A 25,760-nucleotide genomic window follows, 5' to 3' on the forward strand; every position below is an offset into this window, starting at 1 on the left:
CAGACCGACCAACTATCGTTGAGGGAAATCCATCATGAACCAATCAACTCGAATCGGCCTGCTGGCAGCGGCCGCCATGCTCGCCGGCGCCGCCATGGCGCAGTCGAACTCCGAACTGAACCCGAACCGGCATGTGCAGCATCGCATCAACGATGGCAGTGCCAGCAACGAGGCGCCCACGGCGGGCGGCACGACCTCGCTGTCGCCGATCACCAACCACGGCGGTCCCGTGATGGCGGGCCAGCCCAACGTCCACGTGATCTGGTACGGCAACTGGAACCAGACCAATGGCAGCGACACGCCGGCGGGCCAGCAGATCATCCGCGACCTGATCGCCGGCCTGAGCGGCTCCAACTATCTGGGCATCACCAAGAGCTACAGCTCGACCAACGGCGCCGTCTCGGGCCTGCTGGGCACCTACAACGAGGGCGTGGACACCGGCAGCCAGGGCACGCGGCTGAGCGACTCGCGTGTGCAGTCCATCGTCCAGAGCTACATCACGAAAAAGGGCGCGGCCGACCCCAACGCGATCTACTTCGTGCTGACCTCCACCAACGTGTCGGAGTCCTCGGGCTTCTGCAACCAGTACTGCGGCTGGCACACCTCGGCGACGATCTCCGGCCAGGTCGTCAAGTACAGCTTCGTCGGCAATGCCAACCGCTGCCTGAGCTCCTGCGCGGCCCAGACCATCAGCCCGAACGGCAACCCCGGCGTGGACGGCATGGCCTCGGTCGTCTCGCACGAGCTGGAGGAGACGCTGAGCGACCCGCAGGCCAATGCCTGGTACGACGCCAGCGGCGCCGAGAACGCCGACAAGTGCGCCTGGACCTTCGGCAGCCACCAGCAGACGGCCGCCAACGGCTCGTCCTACAACCAGACGCTGGCCGGTCGTAACTACCTGATCCAGCGCAACCTGTCCGCGGTCGATAGCAAGTGCTACACGGACTACGCCAACAAGCTGCAATAAGCCTCGCGGCGCTCGCCCTGGCCACCCCGGCCGGGGCGGCCGACCATGGCACGCCGCTGCCGACGCGGCTGGTGCAGGCCGCCGTGCAGGCCGAAGAGTCCGTGCTCGCGGCGGCCCGCGCCCATGACGCGCGCCAGCTCGAAGGCCTGCTCGGCGACGACTTCTCCATGATCTCCGCCACCCACGCGGACAGCCCGGTGCCCTACGAAGCCTGGGTGGATGCGATGGTGCGGCCCGGCGCCGGCGACTATGCCGTGCGTGCCGTGCTGGCGCAGGAGGTAGCGCCCGGCCGGGTGCTGTCCAGCCTCGTGCTGCAGCCGCGCGCCAGGCAGGCCGCGGTCTTCGTCGTGGACCTCTGGCAGTCGGATGTGACGCCGTGGCGGCTGCTCTCGCGGCATGCCGCGCGCGCGGGTGGCCCGGCCAAGGCCCTGCCGGGCGACGCGCCCAGCCAGGATCTGCCGAAGAAGTTCTGAAGGCCCGGCGCGGGCCTCAACCCAGGTTCAACCGTCCAGCCGTTGCTGGAACACCAGCCCCGCGTGCTCGCGCAGCGCGTGGAACCTGATCTTGGGCCAGTTGGCCTCGATGGCGCGCAGCTCGGGCGCGTACTCGACCAGCACGGTCGGCGCGTCCACCGCGTCGTAGGCCATGCGGTGGTCATTGGCGTCGATGAAGCGCTTGAGCTCGGCCGGGTCGTCGCAGGTGACCCAGCGCGCCACCTGGAAGCGGCTGGGCATGATGCGGGCCTTGCAGCCGTATTCGTGCTCCAGCCGGTGGGCCACAACCTCGAACTGCAGCTGGCCCACGGCGCCCAGCAGCAGCACGCTGCCGGCGATGGGGCGGAACACCTGGATGGCGCCCTCCTCGCCGAGCTGGGTCAGGCCGGCGCGCAGCTGCTTGGTCTTCAGCGGGTCGGCCACTTCCACCGAGCGGAACATCTCGGGCGCGAAGAAGGGCAGGCCGGTGTACTGCAGGGCCTCGCCCTCGGTGATGGTGTCGCCCAGCTGCAGCACGCCGTGGTTGGGGATGCCGATGATGTCGCCGGCAAAGGCCTCGTCCAGCAGCTCGCGGCGCTGGCTCAGGAAGCTCACGACCGTGTTGGGCCGCAGCTCCTTGCCCGAGCGCACGACCTTGAGCCGCATGCCGCGCTCGAAGTGGCCCGAGGCCACGCGCAGGAAAGCGATGCGGTCGCGGTGGGCCGGGTCCATATTGGCCTGGATCTTGAACACGACGCCGCTGAACTTGGGCTCCTCGGGCTGCACGGTGCGCTGCATGGCCTGGCGCGCATCCGGCGCGGGGGCCAGCTCCACCAAGGCGTCCAGCACCTCCTGCACGCCGAAGTTGTTGACGGCCGAACCGAAGAACATCGGCGTCTGCTTTCCGACGAGGAACTGCTCGCGGTCGAAGGCCGGCGCGGCCTCGCTCACCAGCTCGATCTCGCCCTGGGCGTTGTCGTACTGCATGCCGAAGCGCTCGGCATAGGCCGGGTTGTCCAGGCCCTCCAGCACCTCCTCGGTGCCGGCCACGCGGTCCTCGCCGGGCGAGAACACGCGCATGCGCTTCTGGCGCAGGTCCATCACGCCGTGGAAAGCCTTGCCCATACCGACCGGCCACGTGAAAGGCACCACCGTCATGCCCAGCTCGCGCTCGATCTCGTCCATCAGCGCCAGCGGCTCCTGCACCTCGCGGTCCATCTTGTTGACGAAAGTCAGGATGGGCGTGTTGCGCGCGCGGCAGACCTGCAGCAGGCGGCGCGTCTGCGGCTCCACGCCGTTGGCCGCGTCGATGACCATCAGCGCCGCGTCCACGGCGGTCAGCACGCGGTAGGTGTCTTCCGAGAAGTCCTGGTGGCCGGGGGTGTCCAGCAGGTTGATGACGCAGTCGCGGTATTCCATCTGCATGACCGACGAGGCCACCGAGATGCCGCGCTGCTTTTCGATCTCCATCCAGTCCGAGGTCGCATGGCGGCTGGCCTTGCGCGCCTTCACCGAGCCGGCGATCTGGATCGCGCCGGAGAACAGCAGCAGCTTCTCCGTCAGCGTGGTCTTGCCCGCGTCAGGGTGGCTGATGATGGCGAAGGTGCGGCGGCGGCGGACTTCCGTCTCGATGCGGCTGGCGGTGGGTTCGGACATGGAGTTCTTTGGGCGGGCTAACCCGCGATTATCCGTGCCGGCCCGCCGGCTACATCCCCTTGAAGCGCCCCCGATGCGCGCGGCTGACGAGCAGGGCCTGGGCCAGGCCGCGCATATGCACCCACAGATCGCCGTCGTCGCGGCGCTCGATGCGCTCGATGGCGCGGGCGTTGACGACCGAGCCGCGGTGGATCTGCCAGAACAGCTGTGGGTCCAGCGCCTGCTGCAGTTCGCCCAGCGATGTGCGCAGCAGCAGCTGCTCGCCACCCTGGCTCAGCGCCCGCGTGTGGCGCTGCTCGGAGCGCAGCGCGGCGAGCTGGTCCACGTCCAGCAGCTTCATCGTGTTGCCCGTCCAGGCCTGCAGGAAGCGAAGCCCTGCGCGCGGCAGCTGCGCGGCTTGCAGGCGCTGCACCGTGGCCGCGAGGCGCGCGGGCGTGACGGGCTTGTGCAGATAGTCCACCGCGGCCCGCTCGAAGGCCGCCAGTGCGTGCTCGGCATGCGCGGTCACGAAGACGAGGCGGGTGCCGGCTGGCACGAGCTGGGCGAGTGCGAGGCCGTCAATGCCGGGCATGCGGATGTCGAGGAAGGCGATGTCGGGTCGCAGCTTGTCCAGCAGGCGGCGTGCTTCGGTGCCGTTGCGGGCCAGCGCCACGATGTCCAGCTCGGGCCAGGCCTCGGCCAGCAGTTCTCGCAGCTCGTCGAGCAGCTGGGGTTCGTCGTCGGCGAGGAGGGCGGTGGTCATGGCAGCGGCAGCAGCAGTGTGGCTTCGGTGAGGCCCTGGGCGTTGGTGGCGAGGGTCAGGCGGGCCTGATCGCCGTGCAGCGCCTGCAGGCGCTGGCGCAGGTTGGCCAGCGCCAGGCCGTGGCCCGAGGGCGGGCCGCCGGTCAGTGCCTGGCCGCTGTTGGTGACGCGCAGTTGCAGCTGGCCGCCGACCTGCTGGGCCTGCATCAGCACCTCCCCGCCATGCTCGCTCGGCTCGATGCCGTGCTGGATGGCGTTTTCCACCAGCGGCTGCAGCATCAGCGGCGGCAGTGGCAGCGCGTGCAGGTCGGCGGCCACGTCGATGCGGTAGCTCAGCCGCTCGCCCAGGCGCAATGCCATGATGGCGAGGTAGTGCTCGACGATCTGACACTCCTGGCCCAGCGTGGATTCGTCTGCCTGCCGCACGCGGCTCAGCGTGGTTGCCAGCAGGCCGCTGACGGCGTCGAGCAGCGGCAGCGCACGCGCCGAGCCCTGGCGTACGAAGCTGCGCAGCGTGGCCAGCGTGTTGAACAGGAAGTGCGGCTCGATCTGGGCCTGCAGCATCTGCAGCTCGGCCCGCAGCCGTGCGCGCTCCTGCTCCACGCGACGCACAGCGCGCAGCCGGCGCAGACCCTGCACCAGCGGCAGGACCAGCAGCAGCGCGCCGAAGCTCAGGTGCAACCCCGCCCGGGTGATGCGCTCCGCCGCCGTCATGGGCTGGGTCAGCAGGCCCTGTTCGACGGCCCATCCCAGTGCCGCACCTATCAGCAGCGCGAGCAGCAGCCCGATCAGCGTGGCGCGTGGCCCGGGGCCGGCGCGGCGGCCGAGTAGCCCGCACAGACCGTCGGTGGTGGCGTAGCCCAGCCAGAGGCCCAGGGCCAGCGGCCAGAACGCGTACTCGCGCATCCAGAGCCCGTCCAACCCGAACACCAGCACGCCGGTCGCCAGCGGGCCGGTGCGTTGCCAGCCCAGCTGCTCTTCCTTCAGGGCCTGGGCCAGCTCGCTGCCCAGCGTGTGTTCGGCGCGGCTCAAGGAGGCGTCAGGTGGCTGGGTTGGCGGGGCAGCACGGGCGCGCCGGGGCCGCCGGTGGTGGCCACGTCCTGCGCCACGATGTCGAGCTGGAAATGCGTCGCCTGCAACTGACCCGGGCCGTTGAGCAGGAAGCCGAAGCTGAGCGCGGTGGCGTCGGCCGGCACGTCCAGCACCACTTCCGCCCGTTGCCAGCCGAAGCTGCCGCGCAACGGTCGCTCGTACATATTGTCGAAGGCCGCGACGCGCTGGCCGCTGTCCACACGCATCCACAGACCGCCCCAGGCTGCCAGCCGGTCGGCGCGCAACTCGGCGCTCAGGCGCACGCGCTTGCCGGCGTAGTCGGTGCCGGCGATCTGTTGCATCAGGCTGGAGAAGCCCGACGTGCCGGGCTTGCAGTCGATGCTGAAGGCCCGGGGGCTGGGCGCGCCGTCCACGGCCACGACGCGGCCTGCGCAGGTCTGGGCGTCACCAGACTGTTGCCAGCCCGCCGGCAGGCCGGTGGGCCTGGCCAGTGCCGTGGCGAGCACGCCGACGCCGATGGCGGCGACAAGCGCATAGGTTTTCATCGATCTTTCTCCCGTGGCAGACACGAATCGGTCCGCACGCAGGCTAGGGTTGTACGACCCCGCCCGTGGCATGACGCGGCGAACGGTCGCTGGCGCTGCAACAGGGGGTCAAAACCCGACACGAGCGGAGCCGGGTCGGCCGGCGAAAGACGTCATGCCGCTTGCAAGAAAGGCTTGACGACACCCAGCACGCGCTCGACATAGGCGTCCTTCTCGCCCACCGGCGCCGCGTAGCGCAGCGCGTCGCGCGCCGCATCGAGGCCGGCGCGGCGGGCCATGACCCAGGTGGCCAGGTATTGCGAGGCCAGGCAGCCGCCGGCCGTCGCGATGGGGCCGCGGGCGTGGAAGGGCTCCTCCAGCACGCGCACGCCGGCCTCGACGACCCAAGGCTTGGTCGTCGAATCGGTGCAGGCGGGCATGTCGGCCAGCAGCCCGAGGCGGGCCATCAGCAGCGTGCCCGAGCACTGGCCGGCGATGAGCTGGCGCAAGGGGTCCAGGCGCAGCCGGTCCAGCAGCGTGCCGTCCGTGGCGATGGCGCGGGTGTGGATGCCGCTGCCGAACAGCACGACATCGGCCTCGTTGGCGAACTCCAGCGGCTGCTGGGCCTGCACGGTCACGCCGTTCATCGACGTGACCTGGGCGCCCGGGCTCGTGATCTCGGCCTGCCAGCCCAGGTGGTGCAGCCGGTTGATCAGGCCGAGCGCGATGAAGCTGTCGAGCTCGTTGAAGCCGTCGAAGGTGACGACGGCGATCTTCATCACTCTTCGAGCAGGCTGCGCAGCATCCACGCGGTTTGTTCGTGGACGGTCAGCCGCTGCGTCAGCAGGTCGGCGCTCGGCTCGTCGCCGGCCTTGTCGAGCAGCGGAAAGATGGAGCGGGCGGTGCGTGCGATGGCCTCGTGGCCCAGCATCAGCAGCTCCACCATCTTCATCGCCTTGGGCGGCTCGGCGGGCGCGTCGGGCAGGCCGCTGAGCTTGGCGAACTGGGCATAGCTGCCCGGGGCCGCATGGCCCAGCGAGCGGATGCGCTCGGCGATGGGGTCGACCGCGTTCCACAGCTCGGTGTACTGGGCCATGAACATCGCATGCAGGCTGTTGAACATCGGCCCGGTCACGTTCCAGTGGAAGTTGTGCGTGGTCAGGTAGAGGGTGTAGGTCTCGGCCAGCAGCTTGGACAGGCCGGCGGCGATGGCGGCGCGGTCCTTCTCGCTGATGCCGATGCCGAGCGTGGGGGCGGCGGATTTCTTGGCCATGGATGAACACTCCTGAAGAAGACGGCCGAGCCTAACGGATTCCCGGCGCCCCCGCAGGGCGTGGACGCTGGGCCGGGCGGTCGATAGAGTCGGCGCCAGGGAGTGTCATCCGAAGGCCGTCGCGGTGCCCGGCGGCCCTGCACAGGAGGGGCCCCATGCTTGCCAAGTTCAAGTCCCTGCGTTCCCAGTTGGTCGCGCTGGCGGTGTTGTCGATGGCCCTGGGCCTGCTGGCCCTGGCCGTGGCGAACTACCTGACCGCACGCGGCCAGGTGCTCGACGACCTGCAGAAGAACACGCTGGGCCTGGCCCAGGCCCAGGCCCAGGCAATCTCGGACTGGGCGGCGTCCAAGGCGGCGGTCGTCAAATCGACGACGCCGGTGGCCGCCGTGCCGGAGGCCGATGCGCCGAAGTTCCTCGTGCAGGCGCACGATTCGGGCGGCTTCGACAACAGCTATGTCGCCTTCGCCGACAAGCGCATCCTGTTCAACGCGCCGCAGAACCTGCCGCCGGGCTATGACCCGACCGGCCGGCCCTGGTATCTGCAGGCCGCGGGCGCCAGCGGCCCGGTGCTGACCTCGCCCTACAAGGACGCGGCGACGCAGCGCATGGTGGTGACCTTCGCCGTCGCCGTGAAGGAGGGCGGCAACACCACCGCGGTCGCGGCGGGCGACGTGTTCCTGGACAACGTCGTCAACATCGTCAAGTCCATCAAGCCGACGCCGAGCAGCTTCGCCTTCCTGACCGACAAGGACGGCAACTTCATCGCCCACCCCGACCTCAAGCGCGGTGGCACGCCGGCCAAGGACGTGGTGACGGGCCTGACGCCGGACCGGCTGCACCAGCTGGCGGCGGGCGCCAGGCTGGAGCCCGCCGATATCGACGGTGTGGCCCACGAGCTGCTGGCCACCGAGGTCAGGGGCACGGACTGGGTGCTGGTCATCGCGCTGAACAAGTCCGAGGCGCTGGCCAGCCTGCGCAGCCTGGCGGTCAGCTCGGTGGTGGCGGCAGCGATCGTGCTGGTGCTGGCCGGCCTGGTCATCGGCGGCCTGGTGGCGCAGCGGCTGCGCCGCCTGGCCCAGCTCGACGAGGTGATGCAGGACATCGCCTCCGGCGACGGTGACCTGACGCGCCGCGTCAGCACGGCCGGCGAGGACGAACTGGCCGCGATCGCGCGCAGCTTCAACACCTTCGTCGAGAAGCTCAGCGGCGTGCTGCGCGAGATCCGCGACAGCAGCGAGTCGGTGCGCACGGCCTCGCAGGAGATCGCCGTCGGCAACCAGGACCTGTCGGCCCGCACCGAGCAGACGGCCAGCAGCCTGGAGCAGACCTCCAGCTCGGCCGAGCAGCTGACCGACACGGTGAAGCTCAATGCCGAGCGCGCGGCCCAGGCCAACCAGCTGGTGTCGGCGGCGTCCAGCGTGGCCCAGCGCGGCGGCGACGTGGTGTCGCGCGTCGTCAGCACGATGCAGGACATCAGCGCCAGCTCCAGCCGCATCGCCGACATCATCGGCGTCATCGACGGCATCGCTTTCCAGACCAACATCCTCGCGCTGAACGCGGCCGTGGAGGCGGCGCGCGCCGGCGAGCAGGGGCGCGGCTTCGCGGTCGTGGCCTCGGAGGTGCGCTCGCTGGCGCAGCGCTCGGCGGATGCGGCCAAGGAGATCAAGACGCTGATCTCGGCCTCGGTGGAGCGGGTGGAGAGCGGCTCGCGCCTCGTGCACGAGGCCGGCGAGACGATGACGGAGATCGTCGGCTCGGTCGGCCAGGTGACGGGCATCATGCAGGAGATCGCCGCGGCCAGCAGCGAGCAGAGCGGCAGCATCGTCGAGGTCAGCACGGCCGTCGGCCACCTCGACCAGCTGACTCAGCAGAACGCGGCGCTGGTGGAGGAATCCGCCGCCGCGGCCGAGGCGCTGAAGCAGCAGGCCGAGCGCCTCGCGGCGGCGGTCGGTGCTTTCAGGTTGACGTGACGGGGCGGGTCGCCCCGCCCCGCCCCGCGTCCTCAATGCGCCAGCCAGTGGCCGAGCTGCTCGGCCTGGAGCAGCCCCGCCAGCGCGGCGAGGTTGCCGCCGGTGAAGATGGCCCAGCCGAGGCCGTGTTGCAGGGTCCTTGCCATGGCGTCCTCCTTCAGCTCAGGTCGAAGCGGTCGAGGTTCATGACCTTGGTCCAGGCGGCGACGAAGTCCTGCACGAACTTCGCCTTCGCGTCGGCGCTGGCATAGACCTCGGCATAGGCGCGCAGCACCGAGTTGGAGCCGAACACGAGGTCGGCCCGCGTGGCCGTGTGCTTCACGGCGCCGCTCCTGCGGTCGCGGCCCTCGAAGACCTCGGCCTCGCCGTCCACCGCCTGCCAGGCCGTGCCCATGTCCAGCAGGTGGACGAAGAAGTCGTTGGAGAGGGTGCCGGGCCGGTCGGTGAAGACCCCGTGCGCGCTGCCGTCGGCATTGGCGCCCAGCACTCGCAGGCCGCCGACCAGCACGGTCAACTCGGGCGCGGTCAGCGTCAGCAGCTGGGCGCGGTCGATCAGCAGCGCCTCGGTGGGCGCGCCGAGGCCGCTCTTGCGGAAGTTGCGGAAGCCATCGGCCAGCGGCTCGAGCACGGCGAAGGACTCGACATCGGTCTGGTCCTGGCTGGCATCGACGCGGCCCGGCGTGAACGGCACCTCCACCGCGACGCCCGCGGCCCTGGCCGCCTGCTCGATGCCGACGCTGCCGGCCAGCACGATGACGTCGGCGAGGGACGCCCTGCCCGAGGCCTGCTGGATCTCGGCCAGCCGGGCCACGGCCTTCGCGACGGGCCGGTTGACGGTCCAGTCCTTTTGCGGCGCCAGCGCGATGCGTGCACCGTTGGCACCGCCGCGCTTGTCGCCGCCGCGGAAGGTCGAGGCCGAGGCCCAGGCCACCGACACGAGCTCGGCCACGCTCAGGCCCGAGGCCGCGATGGCGGCCTTCAGCGCCGCGATGTCGGCCGCGCCCGGCTGGTGCGTGGCGGCAGGCAGCGGGTCCTGCCAGAGCAGGTCTTCCTTGGGCACCTCGGGGCCGAGGTAGCGCGCCTTGGGGCCCATGTCGCGGTGGGTCAGCTTGAACCAGGCGCGGGCGAACGCGTCGGCGAAGGCCTGCGGATCCTCGAAGAAGCGCCGCGAGATCTTGCCGAACTCGGGGTCGAAGCGCAGCGTCAGGTCGGTCGTCAGCATCGTGGGCTTGTGGAACAGGCCCTTCACATGCGCGTCGGGAATGACGTCCTCGGCATCCTTGGCCACCCATTGCTTGGCGCCGGCGGGCGACTTCGTCAGCTCCCATTCGTACTTGAACAGGTTCTCGAAGAAGTTGTTGCTCCACAGCGCCGGGGTCTTGGTCCAGGTCACCTCCAGGCCGCTGGAGATGGTGTCCTTGCCATGGCCGCTGCCGAAGTCGCTGTTCCAGCCCAGGCCCTGCGCGGCGATGTCGGCGCCCTCGGGCTCGGGGCCCTTGTGCGACTCGGGCGCGGCGCCGTGGGCCTTGCCGAAGGTGTGGCCGCCGGCGATCAGCGCGACGATCTCCTCGTCGTCCATGGCCATGCGGCCGAAGGTGGCGCGGATGTCCTTGGCCGCGGCCAGGTAGTCGCCGCTGGCATTGGGCCCCTCGGGGTTCACATAGATCAGGCCCATGTGGGTGGCGGCGAGGTTGGCGTCCAGCTCACGGTCGCCGCTGAAGCGCTTGTCGTCGGCCAGCCATTTCGTCTCGGCGCCCCAGTTCACGTCCTGGTCGGGTTCCCACACGTCCTCGCGGCCGCCGGCGAAGCCGAAGGTGCGAAAGCCCATGGATTCCAGCGCGACGTTGCCGGCCAGGATGAAGAGGTCGGCCCAGGAGATCTTCTGGCCGTACTTCTGCTTGATCGGCCACAGCAGGCGCCGGCTCTTGTCGATGTTGACGTTGTCGGGCCAGGAGTTCAGCGGCGCGAAGCGCTGCTGGCCGCGCCCGCCGCCGCCGCGGCCGTCCAGCGTGCGGTAGGTGCCGGCCGCGTGCCAGGCCATGCGCACCATCTGCGGGCCGTAGTGGCCGAAGTCGGCGGGCCACCAGTCCTGGGTGTCGGTCATCAGCCTGACGAGGTCGGCCTTCAGCGCGCGGTAGTCGAGCTTGCCGAATTCCTCCGCGTAGTTGAAGCCGGCGCCCAGCGGGTCGGACTTGCTGGAATGCTGGTTCAGCAGGTCCACGCGCAGCTGGTTCGGCCACCAGTCCCGGTTCGTCGTGCCGCTGCCGGCGGCATGGTGGAAGGGGCACTTGCCTTCGATCTTGGCGGGGTTGTCGGTCATGTCTGCTCCTGGGTTGGGCTGAGAGAGAAGCAAAGCTTAATGACAACTATTGAGCGATGGTTCTAAATAGAACTAATCTAACAATAGCCAAAATCATCAAGCGCCGCCGGGCGGGCCCATGTCGTGAAGGTGCTCGCGATGCTCTGGCCGGCCAGGTCCAGCGCGCTGCACACGCTGCGGCCTTCTCCAGGCCGCTGCAGAAGTTGTAGGTGCCGCGGCCCTGGGCGTCGCGCACGCTGGCCGTGAAGCGGTCGCCCAGCTGGCAGGCCACCCAGGCGGTGCCGTTCCAGTGCAGGTCGCCGCGGCGGGCGCAGCTGCCGCCGACCGCCCAGGCCTGGTTCGTGCCGGCGGCGCTGTAGCCGCTGCTCTGGCTGAGCCTGTTGACCGAGGTGTAGTGGATGTTGCCGGCCGCGTCCGGCGTGTTGTCCGCTGACGCTGCTCTCGGCCGTCTTGCCGGCGATGGCGGGCAGGGCGCCGATGACGGCGCTCGTCACCTGCCTGGCCACGTCGGCCGCCGAGGCGGTGCCGCCGCTGAGGTCGGCCTGGCCGGCCACGGCTTTGAGCATCGGCCCGGGCCAGCGTCGTGGCCTGCACGAGGCGCGCGACGAGGGTGGCCTGCTTGCTGGCGGCGTCGCTGGCGGCCGTGAAATCGGCCAGCGGCGCAGTGCGGGACGGAGCGGCTTCATGGTGACGGTCCCCGGTTGTGCCGCTCTTGAGGCGGCGAGGGCTGCATGCTCGGCAGCCCCCGGCGGGGCGTCATCATCAGTTTTTGCGAGACCTGGCGCAGATGCTCAGGACAGGCGTTCGACGCCGTCGAGCTGGCAGTCGTAGACCGCATTGCGCAGCGCAGCGATGGCCTCGTAGCGCGTGAAGCTGCGCCGCCAGGCGAGCACGACGCGCCGCGTCGGGATGGGCTGGCTGAAGGGCACGAAGGCCAGATGCGGCGACGGCTCGCGCGGCACCGACAGTTGCGGCACCACCGTCACGCCCATGCCCGAGGCCACCATGTGCTTGATGGTCTCCAGCGACGAGCCCTCGAAGCTGCGGCGTATGCCCTCGGCGTCGCTGGAGAAGCGCGCGAACTCGGGGCAGACCTCCAGCACATGGTCGCGGAAGCAGTGGCCCGTGCCCAGCAGCAGCATGGTCTCGCGCTTGAGTTCCTCGGCGGAGATGGCCTTGCGGCCGGCCAGCGCGTGCGTGGCCGGCAGCGCGACGACGAAGGGCTCGTCGTACAGGCGCGCGGTGGCCAGGCCCGCATCGGGAAAGGGCTCGGCCATGATGGCGCAGTCCAGCTCGCCGGTGCGCAGCATCTCCAGCAGCTTGACGGTGAAGTTCTCCTGCAGCATCAGCGGCATCTGCGGATAGCGCTCGATGGTGTGCTTGACCAGCTCGGGCAGCAGATAGGGGCCGATGGTGTAGATGATGCCCAGGCGCAGCGCGCCGGACAGCGGGTCCTTGCCGCGCTTGGCGATCTCCTTGATCGCGCCGGCCTGCTCGATGACCGACTGCGCCTGGCGCACGATCTCCTCGCCCAGCGGCGTGACGCTGACCTCGCTGCCGCCGCGCTCGAAGATCTTGACGTCCAGCTCCTCCTCCAGCTTCTTGATCGCGACCGACAGCGTCGGCTGCGACACGAAGCAGGCCTCGGCCGCGCGGCCGAAATGGCGCTCGCGGGCGACGGCGACGATGTAGCGCAACTCGGTCAGGGTCATGGTGGCTGGGAGCTTCTCGGCGGGGACCCGAACGCTACACTGCGGCCGCCCTGGGTGGTGCTTCAGGGTTTATACGGAGAAGCCTCATGACGGACCGCAAGCCGATGACCCTGCCGCGCCTCGCGCAGATGCATGCCACGGGCGAGAAGATCGCGATGCTGACCTGCTATGACGCGGCCTTCGCGAGCCTGCTGGACGAGGCCGGCGTGGACATCCTGCTGATCGGCGACTCGCTGGGCAATGTGCTGCAGGGCCGCGGCTCGACGGCGCCGGTCAGCCTGGAGGACATGGTCTATCACACCTTCTGCGTGTCGCGCGGCCACAAGTGGGCCTGGATCATTGCCGACCTGCCCTTCGACAGCTACCACGTGTCCAAGGAAGAGGCCTGGAAGAGCTCGGCCGCCCTCGTGAAGGCCGGCGCCCACATGGTCAAGCTCGAGGGCGGCGGCTGGACGGCCGAGACCGTGCGCTTCCTGAGCGAGCGCGGCATCCCGGTCTGCGTGCATCTGGGCTTCACGCCGCAGACGGTCAACGCGCTGGGCGGCTTCAAGGTGCAGGGCCGCGACGAGGCCGGCGCCGCGCGCATGAAGCGCGAGTCGCAGGAGGCCGTCGAGGCCGGCGCCGCCATGCTGCTCTATGAGATGGTGCCGGCCGCGCTGGCCGCCGAGATCACTGCCGCCTCGCCGGTGCCCGTCATCGGCATCGGCGCCGGCGTGGGCTGCTCGGGCCAGGTGCTGGTGCTGCACGACATGCTCAACATCACGCCGGGCCGCAAGCCCCGCTTCGTCAAGGACTTCATGGCCGGCAAGGATTCCGTGCTGGCGGCCGTGAAGGGCTATGTGGACGAGGTCAAGGCCGGGACCTTCCCGGTCAACGAGGTGCACGGGTTCTAGGACAACAATGCCCCCACGCTCACTTCGCTCGCTGCCCCCAGATGGGGAGCGTCAGCGGCTTCGGGCGGCCGGGCGCCACTGACATGCAAGTCATCCACACCATCCACGAACTGCGCGAGGCCCTCGCCATCCACCATTCGCGCGGCTTCGTGCCGACGATGGGCAACCTGCATGACGGCCATCTGGCGCTCGTGAAGCAGGCGCGCGAACTCGTCGGCCCGGCCGGCGCCGTCGTCGCCAGCATCTTCGTGAACCGGCTGCAGTTCGCGCCGCACGAGGACTTCGACACCTATCCGCGCACGCTGGCGCGCGACTGCGAGCTGCTGGAAGCCGCTGGCTGCGACCTCGTCTTCGCGCCGAGCGAGAAGGAGCTCTACCCCGAGCCCCAGGGCTACAAGGTGATGCCGCCGGCCGAGCTGGCCGACATCCTCGAGGGGCATTTCCGCCCGGGCTTCTTCACCGGCGTCTGCACGGTCGTGCACAAGCTCTTCAACATCGTGCAGCCGACGCTGGCTGTATTCGGCAAGAAGGACTACCAGCAGCTGATGGTGCTGCGCCGCATGGTGGCGCAGATGGCCCTGCCCATCGCCATCCATGGCGGCGAGACCCGCCGCAGCACCGAAGGCCTGGCGCTGTCGTCGCGCAACGGCTATCTGAGTGAGGCCGAGAAGGCCGAGGCCCTGCGCCTCTCGCGCACGCTCAAGGCCCTGATCGCCCGCTGGCAGGCCGGCGAGCGCCACCTGGCGGTTATGGAAGCCGATGCGATGCAGGCCCTGCGCGACGCCGGCTGGGCGCCTGACTACGTCACGCTGCGCCGCCAGCACGATCTGGGCGAGGCCGTCGACGGCCAGCCGCTGGTGGCGCTGGCCGCCGCGCGCCTGGGCGGCACGCGGCTCATCGACAACCTCGAAGTCACCGGTTAGTTGTTGACGCTCACCAGCTCGATGTCGAACACCAACGCGGCGTTCGCCGGGATGGTGCCGTTGCCGGCGCCGGTGCTGCCGTAGGCCAGCGTGGCCGGGATGGTGATCGTGCGCTTGCCGCCGACCTTCATGCCGGTGACGCCCTGGTCGAAGCCCGGGATGACGGCGCCAGTACCAAGCGTGAACGTCAGTGGTGTCTTGCCGACGGAGGTGTCGAACTGCGTGCCCTTGGTGTCGGCAACTCGCACGTCGTAGATATAGCCCGTGTAGTTCACGGACACGTTCTTCGTCGTGTCGGCCTGCGTGCCGGTGCCCAACGTGGTGTCGACGATCTTCAGCGCCGTCACATTGGCCCAGCCATAGGCCGAGTAGTCCGTGGACGTGCTCGAGCTGCTGCTGCCGCCACCGCAGGCGGCGAGGCCGAGGCTGGCGCTCAGGGCGAGCAGGAGGGCAAGACGGCGGGAGCGAAAGGCGTGCATGGCAGGTACGGCAGGAGTGGAAAGGCGCGCCGCCCCAGGGCAGCGGCGCGGACTATAGCCAGCGCGTGTAAACGCTTGTAAGCCAGGTCAACAGCTCCGGAAACATCGCGTTGAACTCCCATCCACGGAGATGCCCATGCGCCTGCCCAGCCGCTTTCATGCCCGCCTCGCCGGCCTGTTGCTCACCGCCAGTGTGGCCGCGCTGCTGAGCGCTTGCGGCGGTGGCGCCGAAATCGACATCAGTGGTGGCGGTGGTGGTGGCGGAGGGGGTGGTGGCGGCACGCTCTACCCGCAGCCCAATCCCAACCCCGACCCGCCCACGCAGTCTTGCAGCCAGGCCGGCCTCGCCGCATCGGCGGCCAGCAAGTGGAGCACGGTCTGCATGCTGACCAGCAGCGGCGAGATCGTCGTCGAGCTCTACGACAGCTATGCGCCGCAGACGGTGGCCAATTTCTACAACTACGTGTCCGCGGGCTTCTACACGAGCACGCTGATCCACCGCGTCGACCGCGACTTCGTCGTGCAGGGCGGCGGCTACACGAGTGGCATGGTCGCCAAGGCGCCGCTGTACGCGCCCATCAAGCTGGAGAGCAACAACGGGCTGTCCAACCTGCGCGGCACGATCGCGATGGCCCGCCGCAGCGACCCCGACTCGGCGACCAGCCAGTTCTTCTTCAACGTGCAGGACGACGCCAGCCTGGACTACCAGAGCGCGGCCAACCCTGGATATGCCGTCTTCGGCCGCATCATCTCGGGCCTGGCCACGCTGGATGCGATCAATGTCGTGCCGACCTATACCTACAGCCCAACCGACATCGAGCCCCGCACCGAGGTGCTGGTCTATTGGGTGCAGCGCCTGAAGTAGGCGCCGCCTCCGCGGGTGGCAGACTTGCACCCATGCCCCCTGCCAACACCCGCCCCATCCGCCGCATCGCCATCACCACCGGCGGCGGCGACGCGCCGGGCCTGAACGCCGTTATCTGCGCCGTCACGCGGGCGGCGCTGCAGCGGGGCTGGGACTGCATCGGCATCCGCGACGGCTACGACGGCCTGCTGCGGCCCGAGCGCTACCCGCAGGGTGGCTGCATCACGCTGACGCGCGAGCGCGTCGAAGGCATCGCGGCCCTCGGCGGCACGTTGCTGGGCTCCACCAACAAGGGCGATCCCTTCGCCTTCCCGACCGCGCAGGCCGATGGCAGCATCGCGCTGCTCGACCGCTCCGAGGACCTGCTGGACGCCCTTGCCCGCGAGCGCGTCGATGCACTGGTGGCCGTGGGCGGGGACGGCTCGCTCGCCATCGCCCACCGGCTGGCGCAGCGGGGCCTGTGCGTCGTCGGCGTGCCCAAGACCATCGACAACGATCTCGACGGTACCGTGACGACCTTCGGCTTCGACACCGCCGTCGGCTTCGCGAGCGAGTGCATCGACCGCCTGCACACGACGGCTGCCAGCCACCACCGCGTGTTCGTCGTCGAGGTGATGGGCCGTTATGCCGGCTGGATCGCGCTGCATGCCGGCCTGGCCGGCGGCGCCCACGCCATCCTGCTGCCCGAGCTGCCCTTCGACCTGGCGGCGGTGGCCGGCCTGGTGGCGCAGCGCGACGCGCGCGGCCTGGCCTATTCCATCGTCGTCGTCGCCGAAGGCGCCTACCCCAGGGACGGCGTGCATGCGCTGCTGGGCGGCGCCGAAGCCGGCCACGCCGAGCGCCTGGGCGGCATGGGCGAGCAGGTCAGCGCCGCGCTGGCGCGGCTGACGGGCAAGGATGCGCGCTGCGTCGTGCTCGGCCACCTGCTGCGCGGCGGCAGCCCGAGCGCCTTCGACCGCGTCGCCGCGCTGCGCTTCGGCGCGGCGGCCGTGCGTGCGCTGGCCGCCGGGCAGGCCGATGTCATGGTGGCGCTGGACGGCAACGACGTGCGCCCCGTGCCGCTGGCCGACGTCGCCGGCCGCATGAAGGCCGTGCCGCTGGACGGCGACACGCTGGCCACCGCCCGCGACCTGGGCATCTGCCTGGGCGGCTGAGGCCCGCCCGCGCGTCGGGCGCCGCTGCGGCCCGGCCCCGCGCTTCTGCGCTTCGTCGGCTGTGGCGCGACACGGGCCCCGGCGTCGGCGACGATGCGCGCCTCTTTCAACCCCTGTCCTCGAGAACTCGAATGAACCGCTTCATCGCCTTCGCCGCCACCCTGGCCGCCGCCGCCCTGCTCAGCGCCTGCGTCTTCGCGCCGCCGGTCACGACCTCCACCGACTCGGTCTCCATCACCCGGATGAGCGAGCAGGCCGTCGCCACCTGCGGCGCCGGCAATGTGAAGGAAGTGAACGCCAAGAGCTTCACCTGCAAGTGAGCTAGGCCTTCAGGTACTCGGCCTTGGTACCCAGCCAGCGCGCCACCTGGCGGCGCGCGGCCTCTGGGTGTTCGTCCAGCAGCCGCGGCGCGAGCGCGCGGGCGGCGACGAGCAGGGGCGCGTCCTCCTGCAGGTCGGCAAAGCGCAGCAGCTCGGCGCCGCTCTGGCGCGAGCCCATGAATTCGCCGGGGCCGCGGATGTCGAGGTCGCGGCGCGCGATCTCGAAGCCGTCGGTCGTCTCGGCCATGGCCTTGAGCCGCGCCTTGCCGGTGTCGGACAGCGGCGGGCTGTAGATCAGCACGCAGGCGCTCGCCTTGGCGCCGCGCCCGACACGGCCGCGCAGCTGGTGCAGCTGCGCCAGGCCGAAGCGCTCGGCATGCTCGATGACCATCAGGCTGGCATTGGGCACGTCCACGCCGACCTCGATGACGGTCGTCGCCACCAGCACGCTCATCTGCCCGCCCGAGAACTGCGCCATCACGGCCGCCTTGTCGGTGGATGACATGCGGCCGTGCAGCAGGCCCACGCTCGCGCCGGGCAGGGCCGCGCTCAGCTCCGCATGCGTCTCGGTGGCGTTGCGCAGGTCCACCACCTCGCTCTCCTCCACCAGCGGGCAGACCCAATAGACCTGGGCGCCGTCGGCCACCGCGCCGCGGATCTTGTCGACGACGTCGTGGCGTTTGGACTCGGTGAAGACCTTGGTCACGATGGGGCTGCGGCCGGGCGGCAGCTCGTCGATGGTGGAGACGTCGAGGTCCGCGAAATAGGTCATCGCCAGCGTCCGCGGAATCGGCGTGGCGCTCATCATCAGCAGATGCGGCTCCAGGTCCATCGCCTTCAGCTTGTTCCTCAGCGCCAACCGTTGCGCGACGCCGAAGCGGTGCTGCTCGTCGATGATGGCCAGGCCCAGCTTCGCAAAGCGCACCTTGTCCTCGATGACGGCATGCGTGCCGATGACGAGCTGGGCTTCGCCCGAGGCGGCGGCGTCCAGCATCTTCTGCCTGGCCTTGCCCTTCACACTGCCGGTGATCCAGGCCACCTTGAGGCCCAGCGGCTCCAGCCAGCCGACCAGCTTGCGGAAATGCTGCTCGGCCAGGATCTCGGTGGGCGCCATCAGCGCGCACTGCCAGCCAGCGTCGATGGCGACGGCCGCGGCCAGCGCGGCGACGATGGTCTTGCCCGAGCCCACGTCGCCCTGCAGCAGCCGGTGCATGGGCTGCGGCCGGGCCAGGTCCTGCGCGATCTCCTCGGCCACGCGCTGCTGCGCGCCGGTCAGCTGGAAGGGCAGGGCCGCGAGCAGCTTCTCGTGCAGACCGCCGGGCCGCGCACGCAGCGCCGGTGCGACCAGCAGCGCGCGTTCGCGCTGGGCCTGCAGCTGCGACAGCTGCTGGGCCAATAGCTCCTCGAACTTGAGGCGGTGCCAGGCCGGGTGGTGGTGCTCGTGCAGCGCCTCCTGCGAGGCGCTGGGCGGCGGGTGGTGAAGGTAGTTGAGCGCGTCCTTCAGGCTCGGCAGGCCCCCCATGCCGACGCTCTGCACGACGCCCACCGGCAGGATCTCGCGCAGGTCGGCCCGCGCCAGGCCCGAGGCCACGGCCTTGCGCAGATAGGCCTGGGGCAGCTGCGCCGACGCCGGGTAGACCGGGGTCAGGGATTGCGCCAGCGGTGTGTCCTCGTCCACGACCTTGACGACGGGGTGGACCATCTCGCGCCCGAAGAAGCCGATGCGCGCCTCGCCGCGCACGCGCAGCCGGCCGCCGGCCGCCATCTGCTTTTGCTGCGAGGGATAGAAGTGCAGGAAGCGCAGCAGCAGGCTGCCGGACTCGTCCTTCAGGCGCACCAGCAGCTGGCGGCGGCCGCGCATCTCGATCTGGCAGTCGACGACGACACCCTCGACCTGGGCCGGCTCGTTCTCGCGCAGCGCGGCAATGGGGGTGATGCGGGTCTCGTCCTCGTAGCGCAGCGGCAGGTGCAGCGCGAGGTCGATGTCGCGTACGAGGCCGAGCTTCTCCATCGCTTTCTGGGGTGCGGATTTGACGCTGGCCTCGGGCATGGCCGGCATTGTGCCGGCGCACCTCACGAAACCAGGTATCGCGGGCCGAGCGTGCCCGCCGGGCCGCGGTTCCGGCCTCAGCGGAAGTAGCGCTGCCTCAGCCGCTCGTAGCGGCCGTCGTGCTTGATCGCGTCCAGCGCTGCTTGCAAGCGCCGCACCAGGGCCGGGTCGGCGTCGGGGTGCAGACCGTAGAAATAGCTGCGCGTGCCGTCCAGCTCCATCACTGCCTGCAGCGTGTCGTAGGGCAACTGCAGCTGGCGCAGATTCCAGGCGGCGGCCCAGTCCAGCAGGACCACGTATTGCATGCGGCCGGCGAGCAGTTTGCGCACGTTGGTGGCATCGTCCAGGCCGTGCTCGAGCTGCTGGCCGGGCCTGAGCCCGGCAGCCTGCAGCTGCCTGTCGGCAGCGGAATCGCGCACGACGCCGATGTGTGCATCGCCCAGCTCGCTCAGCTGCGTCAGCGTCAGGTCGCTGCGGCGGGCCAGCTTGTAGATCAGCACGCGCCGCTGCGCGATCGGGCCGACCCACTGGAACTGCGCCTCCCGCTCCGGCGTGCGCGTCAGCGAGAACAGCACACTGCCCGGCTGGGCCTCGGCCTGCTGCACGGCCCGCTGCCAGGGCAGCACCCGCAGCTGCAGCGGCAGGCCGGCGCCAGCGGCCATCAGGCGCAGCAACTCGACGCTGAAGCCCTGCGGCCCGGCCTCGTCCTGGTAGTTCAGCGGCGGCAGGTTCTCGGTAAAGCCGAACAGGCCGCGCTCGGCCCCGGCCGCCAGGGCCGGGATTTCCATGCCGACGAGGGCGGCCAGGGCGAGACAGGAGCGGCGCTTCACGAGGCCGCATTCTGGCCCGTCATCGTGACGCTGCCGGTTCCGACCCGGGACGCGCCCGAGCGGGCTCCGGGCTTCAGCTCGGCGTCGGCACGCCGGCCATGCGGTCGAAGGCGTTGAAGAACTGGCGCGCGAGCGCGAGCAACTGGCCCTGGCTCAGCTCCGCGGCGGGCCGGTAGTCGGCGATGCGCGTTGCGAGCTGCGGCCGGTGGGCCTCGACATAGTGCTTGAACAGGCCGATGACGGGGTGAGAGCCGGTCACCAGCACCTCGCGGGTGTCCTGCAGGGCCTGGCAGACGGCCTCGAACAGCGCATGCTCTTCGGCGTGCTGGTCGTCGCCATGCGGGCGCCGGTGGTGCGGCTCGATGCGCGCGGCGTGCACCTGGTGCGCATCGAAATGCAGCACCTGGGCATGGTGGTGGTCGAGGTGGACGACGGCATGGAACATCGGGCTCTCCGGGTTGCCGGGCTCGCGCGGCGCCGACGCCGACCTGCGGCGCCGGGGCTCGCCGAACCCCATGGCTCATGCTCCCACCGCGGCCCGGCCGCTTCCTTGAGATGGGTCAAGACGGGGCAATGGGACAATGCCCCACCTTTGGCACGGGTCTGTCCGGCCCTCAAGCGCGCCCATGAGCTCCTCCCCGCCGACGACCCATGCGGTCGCCGATTTCGATTTCGACCTCCCTCCCGAGCTGATCGCCCAGCATCCCGCGCCCGAGCGCAGCGCCTCGCGGCTGCTGGACGCGGCCGGCACCGAGGCGGTCGACCGGGTCTTCCGCGAATTGCCCGAGCTGCTCGCGCCCGGCGACCTGCTGGTCTTCAACAACACCCGCGTCATCAAGGCACGGCTCTATGGCGCCAAGGCCTCGGGCGGGGCCGTCGAGGCCCTGGTCGAACGTGTGCTGCCGGGCACGCGGGAGGTCTGGATGCACCTGCGCGCCAGCAAGAGCCCCAAGCCCGGCAGCCGGGTGCGCTTCGCCGAGGCCTTCGACGCGGAGGTGCTGGGCCGCTGCGGGCCGGACAACGGCCTCTTCCACCTGCGTTTCGACGGCGACCCCTTCGCGCTGCTGGAGGCCCACGGCCATGTGCCGCTGCCGCCCTATATCGACCATGCCGACGAGGCCGAGGACGAGCGCCGCTACCAGACCGTCTTCGCCAAGCAGCCCGGCGCCGTCGCCGCGCCGACCGCGGCCCTGCATTTCGACGAAGCCCTGCTGGCGCGGCTGGCCGCGCGCGGCGTGGCGAGTGCGCACGTGACCCTGCACGTCGGTGCCGGCACCTTCCAGCCTGTGCGCGTGCAGACCCTGGCCGAGCACAAGATGCACAGCGAATGGTTCGACGTGCCGCAACCGACAGTGGATGCGGTGGCGGCCTGCCGTGCGCGCAGCGGCGGCGTGGTGGCCGTCGGCACGACGACGCTGCGCGCGCTGGAGTCGGCCGCGCGCGGCGGCCAGCTGCAGGCGGGCGCCCGCGAGACCGACATCTTCATCACGCCGGGCTTCGAGTTCCGCGTCGTCGACCGCCTCGTCACCAACTTCCACCTGCCGCGCAGCACGCTGATGATGCTGGTCAGCGCCTTCGCCGGCCACGAGCTGGTCATGGCGCTGTACAGCCATGCCATCCGCGAGCGCTACCGCTTCTTCAGCTACGGCGACGCGATGCTGCTGCGGCGCGCGACAATCCCGGCCCCATGCTGAAGTTCGACCTGCTCAAGACCGAAGGCCGCGCCCGCCGCGGCGCGCTCACGCTCAACCACGGCGTCGTGCAGACGCCCATCTTCATGCCGGTGGGCACCTATGGCACGGTCAAGGGCGTCACGCCGCGCTCGCTCGAAGAGATGGGCGCGCAGATCATCCTCGGCAACACCTTCCACCTGTGGATGCGGCCGGGCCTGGACGTCATCACCCAGTTCGGCGGCCTGCACCGCTTCGAGAGCTGGAACAAGCCCATCCTGACCGACTCCGGCGGCTTCCAGGTCTGGAGCCTCGGCGACATGCGCAAGATCAGCGAGGAGGGCGTCAAGTTCGCGTCGCCGGTCAACGGCGACAAGCTGTTCCTGACGCCCGAGATCAGCATGCAGATCCAGACGACGCTGAACAGCGACGTCGTCATGCAGTTCGACGAGTGCACGCCCTACGAGAGCAAGGGCCAGCTCACCACCGAGCGCGAGGCCCGGCAGTCGATGGAGATGTCGCTGCGCTGGGCACGGCGCTGCGTCGCCGAATTCGACCGCCTGCAGAACCCCAACGCGCTGTTCGGCATCGTGCAGGGCGGCATGTACACCGGGCTGCGCGACGCCTCGCTGGCCGGCCTGGCCGAGCTGGACCTGCCCGGCTATGCCATCGGCGGCCTGTCGGTGGGCGAACCCAAGGCCGAGATGCAGCGCATCCTGGAACACACCGGCCACCAGCTGCCGGCCCACAAGCCGCGCTATCTGATGGGCGTGGGCACGCCGGAGGACCTGGTCGAGGGCGTCAGCCAGGGCATCGACATGTTCGACTGCGTGATGCCCACCCGCAACGCGCGCAACGGCCATCTGTTCACGCGCTTCGGCGACCTGCGCCTGCGCAATGCCCGCTACAAGAGCGACGAGAAGCCGGTGGATGAGACCTGCGGCTGCGAGTGCTGCCAGGGCTTCAGCCGCGCCTATCTGCACCACCTCGACCGTTGCGGCGAGATGCTGGGCCCGATGCTGACCAGCATCCACAACCTGCACTATTACCTGAACCTGATGCAGGAGATGCGCGATGCGCTGGACGCCGGCCGCTTCGCGGCCTGGCGGACCCAGTTCGCGGCCGACCGCGCGCGCGGGGTCTGACCTTAGTCATCCCGCCGCGGCGCCCCGCAAGATGCCGGCATGCTGAGACTCCTGTTCGCCCCGTTGCGCTGGCTCTTCCGGGTCGTCTTCGCGCTGCTCATCCTGTTCGAGGAATGGGGCTGGGAGCCGCTGCGGCGGGCCTTTGCGCTGCTGGCGCGGCTGCCGGTCATCCGGCATGTCGAGGCCCTGCTGCGCCGCCTGCCGCCGCGCTGGGCCTTCGTCGTGCTGCTGCTGCCCAGCCTGTTCATCCTGCCCATCAAGCTGCTGGCCGTCTGGTTCGTCGCCAGGGGCCATGTCGTGTTCGGCGTTGCCGTCATCGTCGCGGCCAAGGTGGGCGGCACGGCGCTGCTGGCCTGGCTGTTCCAGCTGATCCAGCCGGCGCTGATGCAGCTGCCGTGGTTCGCCCGCTTCTACGCGCGCTGGACGGGCTGGAAGGCCGAGCTGCTGGCCTGGGTGAGGGCCAGCGCGGTGTGGCGCACGGCGCGCGCGATCAAGCTGCGCCTGCGGCGCTGGTGGCGGGGGCGGTCGCAGGCGCCGCGGTGAGGCGCAGCCGCAGCGTCGCGGTCGTGCCGCGGCCGGGCTCGCTGCGCAGGTGCAGGCTGCCGCCCATCAGCTCGACGATCTCCTTGACGATGGCCATGCCCAGGCCGGTGCCGGGGATGGCGCCGGACTTGTCCGCGCGGTAGAAGCGTTCGGCCGCGCGCTCCAGCTCCTGCGGCGTCATGCCGATGCCGTGGTCCTCGATCTCGATGTCCACATGCCCGGGCCCGTTCGGCGCCACGCGCAGCGCGACGCCGCCGCCGCCCGGCGAGTACTTGTAGGCGTTGGACAGCAGGTTGCGCAGGGCCTGGCCGAGCTTGCCGGTGTCGACGTGCACCCACAGCGGCGCCTCCGGCAGCGCGAGGGCCGGCGGCTCGCGGCCCTCGGGCACGCCGAAGTCCCCGACCGTCTGGCGCACCAACCCCTGCAGGGCGGCGGGGCGGAACTGGAAGTCCAGCGCGTGGCGCGACTCGATGCGCGCCAGGTCCAGCAACTCGTCGAGGATGTCCATCATGGCGCGGCTCTGGCGGTGTACGCGCTGCAGCAGTTCGCGCTGGGTCTTGGGCGGGTGCTCGCGGTGGATCAGCAGCTCGGTGAAGCCGAAGATGCTGGTCATCGGGGTGCGCAGCTCGTGGGCGGCCGTGGTCAGGAACTCGCTCTTCAGCCGGTCCACCTCGAACTGCTGGCTGACGTCGCGGATATGCAGCAGCTGCGGCGTCTCGGCGCCGCCGCCGTCGTGCAGCGCGAAGGACAGGATGCGCGGCATTGGCCGCGCCATGCGCATGATGCGCGGCTCGTCGCGCAGCTCCTGCAGGCGCAGCGGGCGCTGGGTGCCGGCCTCCGCAAAGCGGCCCTGCAGCAGGTCCTCGAGGCCGGCCTCGTCGCGGCCGAGAACATCGCGGTCGGCCAGCGCGGTCAGCAGCGCGCAGGCCGGGCTCACGTATTGCACGCGGCGCTCGGCATCGAAGGAGATGAAGCCGTCGGGCGTCAGGTTGAAGATGGCGTGCAGCTGGTCGGTCTGGCGGCGCAGCCGCGCGACCATGTCACCGACCTGGCGCGACAGCTGCTCGATGGCATTGCTGTGGGCGGCCGATGGCGCCGAACCGGCAGAGCCGAGCAGCTCGCTCATGGCCTGCATCGCGTGAGCGCGGGTGTCGAGCTCGGCGCGCAGCCGGTCCTCCAGCGCCTGCTGCTTGCTCACGTCGCGCAGCACGAGCACGGCACCGGCCGCCTCGCCCTGCTCGGAGCGCACCGGCGCCAGGCTGGCCTCCAGCACCTGCTCGCCGCGCTCGAAGCGCCGGCCCTGCCAGCCGGTGTCGGCCGCGGGGTCGATGTCGAGCTCGGGCAGCAGCTCGGCGACGGCCCGGCCCAGCAGCGCGGGGCTGCTGCTGCCGAGCAGGCGGCCGAGCACGGGGTTGGCGAGCACGACGTCGCCGGCCCGATTGACGGTGGCGACGCCCTCGGCGATGGAGGCCAGCGTGACGGCGGCCTGGGCGCGTTCGGCCTGCAGCGAGGCGGCAACCTGGTTGACGATCTCGAAGGTGCGCTGGAACTCCAGCGGGGCCTCGTCGGTGCGCATCGGCTGGATGGCCTGGCCGCCCCCCTGCTGCAGCCGTGCGCCGAGGTCGCGCACGCGGTCGAGCTGGCCCAGCCAGCGCCGCAGCGGCCACCACACCAGCGCGCCGCCGGCGAGCGTTCCGACGACGGAGAACAGCATTGCCAGGCGCACCACCTGCCAGATGTCGGCCGCGATGCGCTCGCCCCACGGGGTCAGCCGCGTGACGCCGTAGTCGCGCCCGCCGACGGAGATGGTGGCGTTGGCCGGCTCGAGCTGTGCGGCGATGCGTGCGACCAGCCAGTCGGGCGGCGTGGGGCTGGGGTGGTCCTGGCGCACGACCTCGATGCGCCCGCCCTTGAGGTCGATGAAGGCGGCGCGCTGGAACAGCGGGTGGGCGATGGCGCGGTCCAGCGTGCGCTTGATGGTGTCGTAGTCGCCGATGACGGCCGAATCCGCCATGGCCGGTGCGAGCATGGCCAGCATGGCCTGCGAATCGGCCTCGGCGTCCTCCAGGCTCGAGTTGAACTCATAGGCGATGAAGATGCCGAAGGCCAGTGTCACCAGCAGCGTCAGCGCGGCCATGTAGAGCAGCAAGACGCGGCCGACCAGGGAGCGCGGGAACAGGGCGATGAAGGCGGCCATGC

At 70.4% G+C, this 25,760-nt stretch carries 25 protein-coding genes; 12 read left to right on the plus strand and 13 right to left on the minus strand.

Features of this window, described 5'->3' with window-relative positions:
• Positions 1-34 precede the first annotated feature (34 nt).
• Together EV671_RS08425 and EV671_RS08430 are read left to right on the plus strand one after the other, a co-directional pair.
• Positions 35-967, plus strand: a complete 933-nt coding sequence (locus EV671_RS08425) for a hypothetical protein (RefSeq protein ID WP_132570855.1) — start codon at positions 35-37, stop codon at positions 965-967.
• Entirely contained in the window at positions 934-1,440 is a 507-nt protein-coding gene (locus EV671_RS08430) for a hypothetical protein (protein ID WP_132570856.1), read from the plus strand. The genes EV671_RS08425 and EV671_RS08430 overlap by 34 nt, the downstream gene beginning before the upstream one ends.
• Before the next feature lie 27 nt (positions 1,441-1,467).
• Here the strand turns inward: EV671_RS08430 and EV671_RS08435 are convergent, their stop codons facing one another.
• The 6 genes from EV671_RS08435 to EV671_RS08460 form a co-directional block, all read right to left on the minus strand.
• Positions 1,468-3,096 (minus strand): peptide chain release factor 3, encoded by a 1,629-nt coding sequence (locus EV671_RS08435; RefSeq protein WP_132570857.1) that lies wholly within the window; start codon positions 3,094-3,096, stop codon positions 1,468-1,470.
• Positions 3,097-3,145: 49 nt separating this feature from the next.
• Positions 3,146-3,838, minus strand: coding sequence for a LytR/AlgR family response regulator transcription factor (locus tag EV671_RS08440; protein ID WP_132570858.1), 693 nt, complete (start codon positions 3,836-3,838; stop codon positions 3,146-3,148).
• Entirely contained in the window at positions 3,835-4,869 is a 1,035-nt protein-coding gene (locus EV671_RS08445) for a sensor histidine kinase (RefSeq protein WP_132570859.1), read from the minus strand. The genes EV671_RS08440 and EV671_RS08445 overlap by 4 nt, the downstream gene beginning before the upstream one ends.
• Positions 4,866-5,435, minus strand: coding sequence for a hypothetical protein (locus EV671_RS08450; RefSeq protein WP_132570860.1), 570 nt, complete (start codon positions 5,433-5,435; stop codon positions 4,866-4,868). Before EV671_RS08450 ends, EV671_RS08445 begins: the two co-directional genes overlap by 4 nt.
• Before the next feature lie 152 nt (positions 5,436-5,587).
• Positions 5,588-6,193 carry a type 1 glutamine amidotransferase family protein gene (locus EV671_RS08455; protein ID WP_132570861.1) on the minus strand — a complete coding sequence of 202 codons (606 nt, stop codon included), beginning with the start codon at positions 6,191-6,193 and terminating at the stop codon, positions 5,588-5,590.
• Positions 6,193-6,687 carry a Dps family protein gene (locus tag EV671_RS08460; RefSeq protein ID WP_132570862.1) on the minus strand — a complete coding sequence of 165 codons (495 nt, stop codon included), beginning with the start codon at positions 6,685-6,687 and terminating at the stop codon, positions 6,193-6,195. Before EV671_RS08460 ends, EV671_RS08455 begins: the two co-directional genes overlap by 1 nt.
• 155 nt (positions 6,688-6,842) lie before the next feature.
• On the opposite strand from EV671_RS08460, the gene EV671_RS08465 reads away from it, so the two are divergent.
• Complete coding sequence (locus EV671_RS08465) at positions 6,843-8,657, plus strand: methyl-accepting chemotaxis protein (protein WP_132570863.1); 1,815 nt, start codon at positions 6,843-6,845, stop codon at positions 8,655-8,657.
• Between the two features lie 157 nt (positions 8,658-8,814).
• Here the strand turns inward: EV671_RS08465 and katG are convergent, their stop codons facing one another.
• The gene (katG, locus tag EV671_RS08470) at positions 8,815-10,977 is read right to left on the minus strand and encodes a catalase/peroxidase HPI (protein WP_132570864.1); all 2,163 of its coding nucleotides are present in this window, start codon (positions 10,975-10,977) and stop codon (positions 8,815-8,817) included.
• A gap of 209 nt (positions 10,978-11,186) precedes the next feature.
• Between katG and EV671_RS26695 the strand changes: the two genes are divergently transcribed.
• On the plus strand, positions 11,187-11,336 hold the full coding sequence (locus tag EV671_RS26695; protein WP_165917506.1) for a hypothetical protein: 150 nt from the start codon (positions 11,187-11,189) through the stop codon (positions 11,334-11,336).
• 432 nt (positions 11,337-11,768) lie between these two features.
• Here the strand turns inward: EV671_RS26695 and EV671_RS08475 are convergent, their stop codons facing one another.
• Positions 11,769-12,689: a hydrogen peroxide-inducible genes activator gene (locus EV671_RS08475; RefSeq protein WP_132570865.1), complete on the minus strand. Its 921-nt coding sequence runs from the start codon at positions 12,687-12,689 to the stop codon at positions 11,769-11,771.
• Between the two features lie 86 nt (positions 12,690-12,775).
• On the opposite strand from EV671_RS08475, the gene panB reads away from it, so the two are divergent.
• Positions 12,776-13,582 carry a 3-methyl-2-oxobutanoate hydroxymethyltransferase gene (gene panB / locus EV671_RS08480; RefSeq protein WP_132570866.1) on the plus strand — a complete coding sequence of 269 codons (807 nt, stop codon included), beginning with the start codon at positions 12,776-12,778 and terminating at the stop codon, positions 13,580-13,582.
• 83 nt (positions 13,583-13,665) lie between these two features.
• On the plus strand, positions 13,666-14,505 hold the full coding sequence (panC, locus tag EV671_RS08485) for a pantoate--beta-alanine ligase (protein WP_132570867.1): 840 nt from the start codon (positions 13,666-13,668) through the stop codon (positions 14,503-14,505).
• Here panC and EV671_RS08490 read toward each other — a convergent pair.
• Positions 14,502-14,984: an FKBP-type peptidyl-prolyl cis-trans isomerase gene (locus EV671_RS08490; RefSeq protein ID WP_132570868.1), complete on the minus strand. Its 483-nt coding sequence runs from the start codon at positions 14,982-14,984 to the stop codon at positions 14,502-14,504. The two genes, panC and EV671_RS08490, sit on opposite strands and share 4 nt — an antisense overlap.
• Before the next feature lie 136 nt (positions 14,985-15,120).
• Here EV671_RS08490 and EV671_RS08495 point away from each other — a divergent pair, with 136 nt between their 5' ends.
• From EV671_RS08495 to EV671_RS08505, 3 genes are all read left to right on the plus strand, one after another.
• Positions 15,121-15,849, plus strand: coding sequence for a peptidylprolyl isomerase (locus EV671_RS08495; RefSeq protein WP_165917507.1), 729 nt, complete (start codon positions 15,121-15,123; stop codon positions 15,847-15,849).
• A 32-nt stretch (positions 15,850-15,881) separates the two neighbouring features.
• A complete protein-coding gene (locus tag EV671_RS08500; RefSeq protein WP_132570870.1) occupies positions 15,882-17,003 on the plus strand; it encodes a 6-phosphofructokinase in 1,122 nt (373 codons plus the stop codon).
• 131 nt (positions 17,004-17,134) lie between these two features.
• Entirely contained in the window at positions 17,135-17,323 is a 189-nt protein-coding gene (locus EV671_RS08505) for a hypothetical protein (RefSeq protein WP_132570871.1), read from the plus strand.
• A 1-nt stretch (position 17,324) separates the two neighbouring features.
• Here EV671_RS08505 and recG read toward each other — a convergent pair whose 3' ends face one another.
• From recG to EV671_RS08515, 3 genes are all read right to left on the minus strand, one after another.
• Positions 17,325-19,373, minus strand: a complete 2,049-nt coding sequence (gene recG / locus EV671_RS08510) for an ATP-dependent DNA helicase RecG (protein WP_243655652.1) — start codon at positions 19,371-19,373, stop codon at positions 17,325-17,327.
• A 77-nt stretch (positions 19,374-19,450) separates the two neighbouring features.
• A complete protein-coding gene (locus EV671_RS27305; protein ID WP_243655653.1) occupies positions 19,451-20,203 on the minus strand; it encodes a substrate-binding periplasmic protein in 753 nt (250 codons plus the stop codon).
• A 73-nt stretch (positions 20,204-20,276) separates the two neighbouring features.
• The gene (locus EV671_RS08515) at positions 20,277-20,648 is read right to left on the minus strand and encodes a hypothetical protein (RefSeq protein WP_132570873.1); all 372 of its coding nucleotides are present in this window, start codon (positions 20,646-20,648) and stop codon (positions 20,277-20,279) included.
• A gap of 181 nt (positions 20,649-20,829) precedes the next feature.
• Between EV671_RS08515 and queA the strand changes: the two genes are divergently transcribed.
• Genes queA through EV671_RS08530 form a run of 3 tightly spaced genes read left to right on the plus strand, consistent with a single transcriptional unit; the run spans position 20,830 to position 23,561 of the window.
• Entirely contained in the window at positions 20,830-21,897 is a 1,068-nt protein-coding gene (gene queA / locus EV671_RS08520; protein ID WP_132570874.1) for a tRNA preQ1(34) S-adenosylmethionine ribosyltransferase-isomerase QueA, read from the plus strand.
• Complete coding sequence (gene tgt / locus EV671_RS08525) at positions 21,891-23,018, plus strand: tRNA guanosine(34) transglycosylase Tgt (RefSeq protein WP_132570875.1); 1,128 nt, start codon at positions 21,891-21,893, stop codon at positions 23,016-23,018. Before queA ends, tgt begins: the two co-directional genes overlap by 7 nt.
• Positions 23,019-23,057: 39 nt before the next feature.
• A complete protein-coding gene (locus EV671_RS08530) occupies positions 23,058-23,561 on the plus strand; it encodes a hypothetical protein (protein WP_132570876.1) in 504 nt (167 codons plus the stop codon).
• Here the strand turns inward: EV671_RS08530 and EV671_RS08535 are convergent.
• Entirely contained in the window at positions 23,509-25,758 is a 2,250-nt protein-coding gene (locus tag EV671_RS08535; protein ID WP_132570877.1) for a sensor histidine kinase, read from the minus strand. The two genes, EV671_RS08530 and EV671_RS08535, sit on opposite strands and share 53 nt — an antisense overlap.
• Positions 25,759-25,760: the final 2 nt, after the last annotated feature.

Origin of the sequence: Roseateles saccharophilus (assembly GCF_004342485.1) — a bacterium.
Taxonomy (GTDB): Bacteria; Pseudomonadota; Gammaproteobacteria; order Burkholderiales; family Burkholderiaceae_C; genus Pelomonas; species Pelomonas saccharophila.